This is a genomic window from Buttiauxella sp., from assembly GCF_035271705.1.
Lineage (GTDB): Bacteria > Pseudomonadota > Gammaproteobacteria > Enterobacterales > Enterobacteriaceae > Buttiauxella.
In genome coordinates this window covers 1-11342 of record NZ_DATERI010000161.1, presented here as the reverse complement: position 1 = coordinate 11342, position 11342 = coordinate 1, and the positions used below count along the sequence as shown (strand labels likewise).

The following is an 11342-nucleotide window of genomic DNA, read 5'->3' as shown; positions in this document are numbered from 1 at the left end:
ACTGCTTCAAATTACAGAACGTCGATTGCGTTCAGTTCTTTGAAAGCTTGCTCCAGACGGGTGATCATAGAAGTCTGAGCAGAACGCAGCCATACGCGTGGATCGTAGTATTTCTTGTTCGGCTGGTCTTCGCCTTTCGGGTTACCCAACTGGCCTTGCAGGTAAGCTTCGTTCGCTTTGTAGTAGTTCAGAATACCTTCCCATGTTGCCCACTGGGTATCGGTATCGATGTTCATTTTCACTACGCCGTAGCCTACGGAGTCTTTGATTTCTTGAGCAGAAGAACCAGAACCACCGTGGAATACGAAGTTCAGGCTGTTGTGCGGCAGGTTATGTTTCTTAGAAACATAGTCCTGAGAATCACGCAGGATAGTTGGAGTCAGAACCACGTTACCTGGTTTGTAAACGCCGTGTACGTTACCGAAAGAAGCCGCGATGGTGAAACGTGGGCTGATTGCATTCAGTTTTTCGTAAGCGTAATCAACGTCTTCTGGCTGAGTGTACAGGGAAGATGCGTCCATATGGCTGTTATCTACGCCATCTTCTTCGCCGCCGGTGCAACCCAGTTCGATTTCCAGAGTCATGCCGATTTTAGACATACGCTCCAGGTACTTAGAACAGATTTCGATGTTCTCTTCCAGGGACTCTTCAGACAGGTCAATCATGTGAGAAGAGAACAGTGGCTTGCCAGTGGCTGCGAAGTGTTTTTCGCCTGCGTCCAACAGACCGTCTAACCATGGCAGCAGTTTCTTCGCACAGTGGTCAGTGTGCAGAATAACTGGCACGCCATAATGTTCAGCCATCAGATGCACATGGTGCGCACCAGAGATACCACCGAGGATTGCAGCCTGTTGGCCTTCAGCTTTCAGGCCTTTACCCGCCATGAATGCTGCGCCACCGTTGGAGAACTGAACGATTACTGGTGCTTTAACTTTTGCAGCAGTTTCGATAACGGCGTTGATAGAGTCAGTGCCAACGCAGTTAACTGCTGGCAGAGCAAAATTGTTCTCTTTTGCTACCTGGAAAACTTTCTGTACGTCATCACCGGTGATAACACCTGGTTTTACGAAATCAAAAATCTTAGACATGTTTGTTTGTCCTGTATCGTCGGCCAATTTACCCGTCATCCTTCAAGCGGCTGCACCGTTGGCTGTCTGCACATCTCTCAGTCACTTACCTGAGTAAGCTCCTGTTCGCTGCTTAGCTGCCGCCTTGCTGCAACTTGAATGATTTAGGGTAAATGAAGAAATATTAACCGCTTACAAAAATCTCTGCGGCAAAAATTCAACGGGCAGCATAACCTGCCCGTCATCATTACTTCTTAGCGCGCTCTTCGAGCATAGCTACTGCTGGCAGAACTTTGCCTTCCACGAACTCGAGGAATGCGCCGCCACCAGTGGAGATGTAAGAAATTTTATCTGCAATACCGAACAGGTCGATAGCTGCCAGGGTGTCACCGCCGCCTGCGATAGAGAACGCGTCGCTGTCAGCGATTGCGTTAGCAACGATTTCAGTCCCTTTACGGAAGTTCGGGAATTCGAACACGCCAACCGGGCCGTTCCACAGAATGGTTTTTGCATTCTTCAGGATTTCAGCCAGTTGCGCAGCTGATGCGTCACCGATATCCAGAATCTGCTCGTCCGATTTCACGTCGTTTACAGATTTCAGGGTTGCAGTTGCAGACTCAGAGAACTCTGTTGCTACGCGAACATCAGCTGGAACGGGGATGTCACAGATAGTCAGCAGGCGTTTAGCTTCTTCAACCAGGTCTGCTTCGTACAGGGATTTACCCACGTTGTGGCCTTGAGCTGCAACGAAGGTGTTCGCGATGCCACCACCAACAATCAGCTGGTCAGCGATTTTGGACAGTGAATCCAGAACAGTCAGTTTGGTAGAAACTTTAGAACCGCCAACGATAGCAACCATTGGGCGAGCAGGTTCTTTCAGTGCTTTACCCAGTGCGCTCAGCTCTTCAGCCAGCAGCGGGCCTGCACAAGCGATGTCTGCAAATTTGCCAACGCCGTGAGTAGAAGCCTGTGCACGGTGTGCAGTACCGAAAGCATCCATTACGAATACGTCACACAATGCAGCGTATTTTTTAGACAGGGTTTCGTCGTCTTTCTTTTCGCCTTTGTTGAAGCGAACGTTTTCCAGAACAACCAATTCACCGGCAGCAACTTCAACGCCATCCAGGTAATCTTTAGCCAGGCGAACAGGAGCAGACAGTTTGTCTTTCAGATAGTTGACGACTGGAAGCAGAGAGAATTCTTCGTTGTACTCGCCTTCAGTTGGACGACCCAGGTGAGAAGTTACCATCACTTTAGCGCCTTGCTTCAGGGCCAATTCGATAGTTGGCAAAGATGCACGGATACGTGCGTCAGATGTCACTTTCCCTTCTTTAACTGGTACGTTCAAATCTGCACGGATCAGAACACGCTTTCCAGCTAGATCCAGATCGGTCATCTTAATTACAGACATGGTGAATCCTCTCGTTGATTCTTAAAGTTTTGCGGACGCTTTATGCGCCTTACCTGAAACCACTTGCGGCCATGACTAACGTCGTGTCGAGCATTCGATTAGCAAAGCCCCATTCGTTATCACACCAGACTAATGTTTTAATCAGATGTTGCCCACTGACCCGAGTTTGCGTGCCATCAATAATGGCACTATGCGGATCGTGGTTAAAATCAGTCGAGACCAACGGTAATTCCGTATAGTCAACTATACCATGAAATGAATCACGTGCTGCTTTTTGAAGCAACTTGTTGACTTCATTGGCATTAACTGCATTCTTCACTGTCACGCTTAAATCGATTGCAGTGACATTTATGGTCGGAACACGTACCGCAATCGCCTCAAAACGATCGTTAAATTTCGGGAAAATACGTGTGATACCAGCAGCAAGACGCGTATCTACAGGAATAATAGACTGGCTAGCAGCACGGGTGCGGCGCAAGTCTGGATGATAGGCGTCAATAACTTGTTGATCATGCATGGCAGAATGGATGGTGGTCACCGTGCCCCACTCAATGCCGTAAGCATCATCAAGCAATTTGATAATGGGAATAATGCAGTTTGTGGTGCAAGAGGCATTCGAAACGATGCGATGTTCAGCAACCACACTTTCATGATTCACACCGTAAACCACGGTGGCGTCGAGATCGTTACCGCCAGGATGCGAGAAGAGGACTTTTTTGGCACCGGTTGCCAGATGCGCTTCACCGTCTGCACGGGAGCCAAACACACCGGTACAATCCAGCACCACATCCACGCCCAGTTCACGCCACGGTAAATTTGCAATTTCCGGTTCGTGCAAGATACGGATGGTGTCATCACCTACCCATAACTGGTTGCGTTCCTGACGAACGTCCCAGGCGAAGCGGCCATGGCTGGTGTCATACTTTAACAGATGCGCCATACCCGCAGCATCAGCCAGTTCATTGATTGCAACGACGGTAATTTCCGCACGGCGACCGGATTCGTACAAAGCACGTACCACGTTGCGCCCAATGCGACCGAAGCCATTAATTGCTATGCGTACGGTCATATCTCTCCTGCCAGAATCCCTGAGACTAAGTGGCTGACAGAGTAATCCAGCTATCGTCTGAGGGGAATCCTCGCACTATCGAAACAGCAATTGTTTGCTTAATTGTCGAACATTTATTCAACTGAAACGCTTCAGCCATGTTAAGCGAAATGGAGAATAAATGGAATAATTCACCGAGTGGATATTACATCTTATAGATCTACGTCACATTTTTGAGGTTGATTTGAGGTTAAGAGGAATAGAAACGGAAAATTTTCGTCCCCGCCACACCAGAGACGCAGACCACCACGCTGTTCACGCGCAGTAAAATCTGATGAAAATGGGAAAACCGCCTGCATTTAATTATAAGTTATGTGATAAAGGAGGCAATTTATAAAATAATATCCCACCCCGCACATATACGCAAAGAAAAGAGCTGCACATATAAATAGCATGTGCTGGCTTTAATATTCTCGACAAACACCAAGCCCCACCTTTATTAAATTTACCCGATACATTCACATTAAGATGTAATAAGGGAAATCATGCATCCTGATAATATACATTATATCAATGAATCCATTAAATCTAAGTTCAGAGATATTATTATTAGAAAAGACTGGAATATATTGTCCATTATTCATTGCAACCGTCTGGACGCCCACACTGAATTCTCAGGTTGGCGGGAAATTAACGCAGCAAGAGATAATCTTCCCTCATCCTGGCGATATTATCTTGATGGCCAATGGCAATTCAATGGGTTTTCACAGCCTGAAAAAGTCAGCCATCACTGGCTGAGCAGCGACCTGCCGGATTGTCATTCCATCGACGTTCCCTCTTGCTGGCAACTGTCGGGATTTGATAACCCGATTTATAGCAATATTCGCTACCCCATTGACACGCCGCCACCAGCCGTACCAGAAGATAATCCAACCGGCTGTTATTCAAAAACTTTTACGCTTGATTCCCACTGGCGATCGCAAGGAAAAACCCGCGTTATTTTTGATGGCGTCAGCTCGGCCTTCCATCTGTGGTGTAACGGCCACTGGGTCGGTTATTCAGAGGATAGCCGTCTGCCGGCAGAATTTGACTTAACCCCTTTTCTGATTGATGAAAATAACCGCCTGTGCGTCATGGTGATGCGCTGGAGCGCGGGTACATGGCTTGAAGATCAGGATATGTGGCGCATGAGTGGTATTTTCCGCTCCGTTTATTTACTGCATAAACCCGAAGCCCACATCGCAGACTTTCGTATTACGCCTGAGCTTAACGCGGATCTCAGTCACGGCAGCCTGGCATGCAATATTACCGTGGCGGCTTCCGACCCCACACGCTTCCAGGTTGCAGTATCGCTCTGGCTTAATGCGTGCTGCGTCGCCGAAGAAAAAACAGCATTGGGAACAGCGATTATTGATGAACGCGGTCATTACCCGGAGCGCGTGAACGTGCGTCTGCACGTGACTAATCCCGAGCTCTGGAGCGCAGAAAACCCAACGTGTTATCGCCTGGTCGTGGCGTTATTTGACGACAATGAAAAGTTGATTGAAGCCGAGGCTTGCGATACCGGTTTTCGGCGAGTAGAGATCCGCAATGGCCTGTTGTTACTCAATAATAAGCCGCTGCTTATCCGTGGCGTCAATCGTCATGAGCATCATCCACAACGGGGCTATTGCGTCACTGAAGAGGATATGGTGCAGGATATTGTGTTGATGAAGCAGAATAATTTCAACGCGGTTCGCTGCTCACATTACCCCAATAACTCACGCTGGTATGCCTTGTGCAACCGTTTTGGCCTTTATGTTGTGGATGAGGCGAACATTGAAACTCACGGCATGACCCCCATGAGCCGCTTGTCAGAAGACCCCGCGTGGTTAGGTGCATATAGCGCCAGAGTGAGCCGCATGGTGGAATGCCATTACAACCATCCCTCCATTATTATCTGGTCGCTGGGCAATGAGTCCGGTTATGGCGCAAACCACGACGCACTTTATAGCTGGGTGAAAAATACTGACCCTTCTCGCCCGGTTCAATATGAAGGAGGCGGTGGAAACAGTGCAGCAACCGACATTGTTTGCCCGATGTATGCCCGTGTAGATGACGATATTCCCGTTCCCGCCGTGCCGAAATGGGGGTTAAAAAAATGGCTGGGAATGCCGGGTGAAACGCGTCCTCTGATCCTCTGCGAATATGCGCACTCCATGGGTAATAGCCTGGGCGGATTCGCTGATTACTGGCAAGCATTCCGCCAATTTCCGCGATTACAAGGCGGCTTTATCTGGGACTGGGCAGACCAGGCGCTGACAAAATATGACAGCGCGGGCAACCCCTGGTATGCCTACGGTGGCGATTTTGGCGATACGCCCAACGACGGAACTTTTTGTCTCAACGGATTGGTATTTCCCGACAGACAACCCCATCCGGCGCTCTTTGAAGCCCGGCAACAACAACAATTTTTCCAGTTTCGTTTAATCAGCACCCAACCCTTGATCATTGATATCACCAGCGAATATTTGTTCCGCCAGTGTGATAACGAATACCTGAGTTGGGCTATTGAACAAGATGGCGAAGAAATCCAAAGCGGCGATGTTCCCCTGACTCTCGCCCCGGAAACCACACTGCAACAGGTGCTGGGTGAAATACCGCCTATCTCCGGGCAGGCAAAGCATCTTTCGCTTATCTTGCGGGTCATTCAACCGCACGCGACAGCATGGTCACCTGCCGGCCACTGCGCGGCGTGGCAACAATTCTCCTTGCCGCTGCCCTTGCCCCAAGCTGCGATATTAGCAGCGGCATTACCTGCCGGAGAAACACCACAGTTAACCGTGGACGACAACTCTTTTTGTGTTCATCACGGGCAACAGAAATGGATATTCAGTCGCCAGCAGGGGCAATTGATTCAATGGTTTGATAACGATACACCGTTAATGCTCACCCCATTAAGCGACCAGTTTATCCGGGCACCGCTGGATAACGACATAGGGCTTAATAGCGAAACGTACACCGACCCACAGTCATGGGCCGCACGCTGGGAACGCTCCGGTCTGTTGAACACCGAGCAACGCTGTCATTTCAGCCATGCAGAACAAGGTTTGCACAGCGTGAACCTGACGTTTGAAACCGGGTATTACCACCAGCAACAACTGCTATTACAAAGTCGCTGGAAAGTGACGATTGATAGCAGCGGGACCCTTGCGCTGGATATTAAGCTGGATCGTGCCAGCCAATTACCTCCGCTGGCGCGCATTGGCATTGTTTGTCAGCTTTATCCGCAGTCAGCAGAGGTTGACTGGCTTGGGCTGGGGCCGCATGAGAATTACCCCGATCGCCAACATTCAGCACTATTCTCACGCTGGAAACGCCCCCTGTCTGAAATGGTCACGCCTTACATTGTGCCTGGCGAAAACGGTTTACGTTGCCATACCCAACAACTGAATTGGGGTAACTGGCATATAGACGGGCATTTCCACTTTTCGCTGCACCCCTTTAGTACCCGGCAATTAATGGCAATACGCCATCGCCATGAGCTCGAAGAAGAAACCGGAATGTGGCTCACGCTGGATGGATTTCATATGGGTGTGGGTGGCGACGATTCATGGTCGCCCAGCGTTAAAACGTGCTGGCAACTTAATGCCGCTGAATATCGCTATACGGTGAATATCAAATATCGCAGTTAGATCACAACGAATATCTACGAGGGAAAATACATGTTCGCAAACGCGTCATAAATACATCGTTTTTAGATAAGGAAAATCATGAAACAAAAAACATTTAGTGTGATTGAAGATAATTCTGGAAACCCAGTGGCAATTATCCATCCGAATGATCCTTTTGCCATGAACTGGATTGATGATTCACCCGCAATCAATTTAAGTCCGTCACAGAAACAATGGGGAAAAATAAGCGCGCCAGAAGGTATTTCGCATCAGGTTAAACGAGAACACACCGATGATGGTTTTTTTCTCGAACACTATACCTTTCGCAACATCAGCGACTGGGATATTTATATCCAGCACGGTGATATTGGAATTTCTTTACCGCTTTGCGATCGTTATGACAATGCCAAAACCTGTGCAGAACAGCACTGCCATGTGCATCTGTGGTGCGCAGAGGAAGCAACGTGGCTGATGGCATTACGTATGGGTGGCAATGCGCCTCATCTGGGGATGGTTCTTGAACATGGCAGCATCAGCAATTATAGCCAGCACCGTGAAGTCCCCATTGCGGGAGTCGAACCGCCACAAGGCGTCAATTTCAGTGATTATCGCGGGGTCTTTGTTCTTCACCCTTCACCGTGTGTGCTGCTACCTGGCGATGAAATAAAACTGACTTTTCGCTGGTTCTGGCACCAAGGAAAAGATGATTTCTTTACCACTGCGGCCTGTTTTGTCCCCGTGGTCAAAGCGCCGTGGTACGTGTTATTTCCGGACGAAAAAATCTGCTTTAGCGCGGAATGTGAAACCGAGAGTACCGAGATATCCGTGTCCTGTGAATGTCGCCCTGTTGCGGTGCAACGTTTCGAAAAAACACTCAACGGTTATCGCGCACACTTTGTTGATGTACCCGACAAAGGCGAAGGGGAATACCTCTACCGTATTTGCTGGCAAGGCAAATCCACGCTGGCTCGTTTTCTGGTTCAACCCGAAGCAAGCAAACTACAGCAACGGCGCTGCGAATTTATCGCACAACGCCAACAATGCCTTACGCCAGGCTCCCGCGCAGAAGGGGCATTTCTTGTTTACGACAACGAAGCAAACCAGCTTTTTTACAGCCATGAGCACGACCATAATGCCGGGCGGGAACGGGTAGCGATGGGATTGCTGCTAGTCCAGTATCTGCGACATTGCCCTGAACGCACCACAGATAATTACCAGCGACTCAGCGCCAGCGTTGAACGTTATGACTCGTTTATCCGGCGTGAGTTAGTCGAAAGTGATACCGGACGCGTACACAACGATGTGGGGTATAACGACGACATCTTTCGGCTCTATAACTACCCCTGGTTTGCAGAATTTTTTATTGAACTGTATCTGTGGAAAGGTGATGTCCAAAATTTACTGCTGGCCTTGCGCATCATGGAGGATTTTTATCACCGTGGCGGTGAAAAATTCTATGCCATCGGCATGCCAATTGCCTCACTGTATAGCTTGCTGGTTAAGGCGGGTTATGCCGATCGGGCAGAGCAAATACGCGAACGTTTTCTCGAACATGCTCAACGACTGGTACAAAACGGCACCCACTACCCCGCCCACGAAGTCACATTCGAACAAAGCATTGTCGCCCCTGCGGCGTGGATCTTGCTTCAGGCCTACGCCATCAGCCACGATCCGCTGTACCTCTCACATGGGTTGCGCCATGTAAAACTCCTTGAGCTCTTTCAGAATCCCGCACCAGATTACCGCCTTTTCGCTAATTCAAATCGTCATTGGGACGGTTTTTGGTTTGGCAAACGGCGCACATTCGGTGACACATTCCCGCATTACTGGAGCGCGCTAAACGCGGACGTCTATCACCTGCTTGATGTTTTAGGTAAGCCCGGTTTCGCCGAAAAAGCACAGGCGTCTTACCGCGCGGTGCTGAGTCTGTATTCAGCCGATGGTTCAGCCAGTTGCGCTTATCTCTTTCCTTTTTCTGTCAATGGGATAGCTACAGATTTCGCTGACCCTTACGCCAACGATCAGGATTGGGGGTTGTGGTTCTTTTTACGCACCCATTCTCCTGGAGCGCCGCATCCCTGCTTTTTCACAATCGATTCGTTGAGGTGAAACATGCTATTTCCAAAGTTAGCCAACAACGCCCCTCTTGCCGTTCGCCCGGATGGGACGTTGACATTTAAAGAAAAATTCTCCTACGGGCTGGGGGATTTTGCCTGCCAACTGCTTCTCGGTCCAGCAGGTGGGTTACTGATTTATTACTATTCGGAATACGTGGGGATTGATATCTCAGACATTGGGATGATTCTCCTGTTGTCACGCGTGCTGGATGGCGTTATCGATATTATGGTGGGGGTGATGGTTGATCGTACACGCTCCCCTTATGGTCGCCAAAGAGTCTGGCTACTGCGTATGGCAATCCCTTTCATGATAGCGCTGATACTGCTCTATTCGGTGCCGCTCGACTGGGATTACGGTTGGAAACTGATGTATGTGTTTATCAGCTATAACATCGCCATCCCGGTTATTTATACCTGCACAAATTTACCTTATGGATCGCTTGCATCCTCTATTACCCAGGACTACGGCGAACGCGCAAAACTGTCGATTTACCGCATGTTGCTGGCCGCAGTGGGAGGCTCTTTTGCCGGAGCAGCAACGCTGTATATTGTGGAATTTTTACAAGACACCTTTTTCGACGGCCAACGCACACCGCTGGCTTGGGTGATCACCATGACGATGTATGGTGTTATAGCCGTGATTCTTTTCTATTTTGTGGTAGCCAATACCCGGGAACGCACCAATTGCCGTAATGGTGAAGATACTGAGGCTATCCCCGATAAAAAAGATATCCTCATTGGCGTTTCGGAATTGTTTAAAAACCGCTATTGGGTCTTTTTGACAGTGGGTTGTCTGGCATTATGTGCGGCGGAAGCCGCGGCCGGTGCGGCTGGAACCTACTATTCCCAGTATTTTCTCGGCGATCCGAAAATCATTGGTGTCTATAGTTTGTACGGCACCATTGTGCGCCTGTTGATGCTATTTTTTATCGCGCCAATAATCATGGTGCGCTGGGGGAAACGCAATTCGGTCCTGTTTGGGATTGCGTTTGTACTGTTAAGTTTCGCGTTGCGACTCATTTTCCCCTATAGCCATGAAATGAATCTTGTCATCACGTTGATTAATGGTATTGGGCAGGCATTTACCTGGACGGGTATATTCGCGATGATCCCGGATACCGTGGAATATGGCGAATTCCGCTTCCACGTTCGCCGGGAAGGCTTGTCATTTGCGGGTGCTTCCTTCGCGATGAAAATGGCTTCCGGGATTGGCCCTGCAGCCACGACTTTTTTTGTCAGCTCAACCGGTTATGTCAACGGCGCAGCGGTGCAAAATGCGCAAACTATGGAGGCAATTCTTTATTCAGCCACGCTTATTCCAGCGCTATTTTATCTAGTCTGTATCGGCTCGTTGCTGGCATATCGGCTGGATAAAGAATACCCGGCAATTCTTAAAGCACTGGCCATTCGCTACTCTGAAAAGGAGGTAGTGGAAGCCCAATAAATAATTCCACACTGCCCTTTCCTTAAAAAGGAAGGGCAGCATGCACTTCACTGAAGATAATAGCCGCCCTGCTCATCCATACCTCACTGCGCATCGGAATATCGGCACCGGCAATCACCAAAAAAAACGGGCCGCCTGAGCGACCCGTTTAACCAGCATAAAGCGATTACAGAACGGCTTTAGCCTGCTTCACTATGTTTGCCACAGTGAAACCGAACTCTTCGAACAGAAGCTCAGCCGGAGCAGACTCACCGAAGGTGGTCATACCGACAACAGCACCGTTCAGGCCAACGTATTTGTACCAGTAGTCAGCGATGCTGGCTTCGATAGCCACACGTGCGGCAACCGCTTTCGGCAGCACGGCTTCACGGTACGCGGGATCCTGCTTGTCGAATGCATCGGTAGACGGCATGGAAACCACACGCGCTTTGATGCCTTCTGCAGTCAGTTGATCCCAAGCGGCAACCGCCAGTTCAACTTCAGAACCGGTGGCAATCAGGATAAGCTCAGGCTGGCCTGCACAATCTTTCAGAACGTATGCGCCACGGGCAACATCTGCCAGTTGCTGTTCAGTACGATCCTGCTGTGCCAGGTTCTGACGG

Annotated in this window: 7 protein-coding genes; 3 read left to right on the top strand and 4 right to left on the bottom strand. The window is 49.3% G+C overall.

The window, feature by feature from the left end; genetic code table 11:
• Window positions 1-11: 11 nt before the first annotated feature.
• The 3 genes from fbaA to epd form a co-directional block, all read right to left on the bottom strand.
• Complete coding sequence (fbaA, locus tag VJY99_RS14675; RefSeq protein ID WP_324119734.1) at window positions 12-1088, bottom strand: class II fructose-bisphosphate aldolase; 1077 nt, start codon at window positions 1086-1088, stop codon at window positions 12-14.
• A 226-nt stretch (window positions 1089-1314) separates the two neighbouring features.
• Window positions 1315-2478: a phosphoglycerate kinase gene (gene pgk, locus VJY99_RS14670; RefSeq protein ID WP_324119732.1), complete on the bottom strand. Its 1164-nt coding sequence runs from the start codon at window positions 2476-2478 to the stop codon at window positions 1315-1317.
• Between the two features lie 49 nt (window positions 2479-2527).
• The gene (gene epd / locus VJY99_RS14665; protein WP_324119730.1) at window positions 2528-3547 is read right to left on the bottom strand and encodes an erythrose-4-phosphate dehydrogenase; all 1020 of its coding nucleotides are present in this window, start codon (window positions 3545-3547) and stop codon (window positions 2528-2530) included.
• A gap of 524 nt (window positions 3548-4071) precedes the next feature.
• Here epd and VJY99_RS14660 point away from each other — a divergent pair.
• From VJY99_RS14660 to VJY99_RS14650, 3 genes are all read left to right on the top strand, one after another.
• A complete protein-coding gene (locus VJY99_RS14660; RefSeq protein ID WP_324119728.1) occupies window positions 4072-7200 on the top strand; it encodes a beta-galactosidase in 3129 nt (1042 codons plus the stop codon).
• 78 nt (window positions 7201-7278) lie between these two features.
• Window positions 7279-9288, top strand: a complete 2010-nt coding sequence (locus VJY99_RS14655) for a hypothetical protein (protein ID WP_324119726.1) — start codon at window positions 7279-7281, stop codon at window positions 9286-9288.
• A 3-nt stretch (window positions 9289-9291) separates the two neighbouring features.
• Window positions 9292-10740: a glycoside-pentoside-hexuronide (GPH):cation symporter gene (locus VJY99_RS14650; RefSeq protein WP_324119724.1), complete on the top strand. Its 1449-nt coding sequence runs from the start codon at window positions 9292-9294 to the stop codon at window positions 10738-10740.
• A 166-nt stretch (window positions 10741-10906) separates the two neighbouring features.
• On the opposite strand, the gene VJY99_RS14645 is transcribed toward VJY99_RS14650, so the two are convergent.
• On the bottom strand, window positions 10907-11342 hold a 436-nt coding region (locus VJY99_RS14645), incomplete at its 5' end, for a transketolase-like TK C-terminal-containing protein (RefSeq protein WP_324119722.1).

What these genes read in the sequence shown, in the direction of transcription:
- VJY99_RS14660 (WP_324119728.1), top strand. Translation starts at nt 4,072, where the DNA reads ATGCATCCTGATAATATACATTATATCAATGAATCCATTAAATCTAAG.
- epd (WP_324119730.1), bottom strand. Translation starts at nt 3,547, where the DNA reads ATGACCGTACGCATAGCAATTAATGGCTTCGGTCGCATTGGGCGCAAC.
- pgk (WP_324119732.1), bottom strand. Translation starts at nt 2,478, where the DNA reads ATGTCTGTAATTAAGATGACCGATCTGGATCTAGCTGGAAAGCGTGTT.
- fbaA (WP_324119734.1), bottom strand. Translation starts at nt 1,088, where the DNA reads ATGTCTAAGATTTTTGATTTCGTAAAACCAGGTGTTATCACCGGTGAT.
- VJY99_RS14650 (WP_324119724.1), top strand. Translation starts at nt 9,292, where the DNA reads ATGCTATTTCCAAAGTTAGCCAACAACGCCCCTCTTGCCGTTCGCCCG.
- VJY99_RS14655 (WP_324119726.1), top strand. Translation starts at nt 7,279, where the DNA reads ATGAAACAAAAAACATTTAGTGTGATTGAAGATAATTCTGGAAACCCA.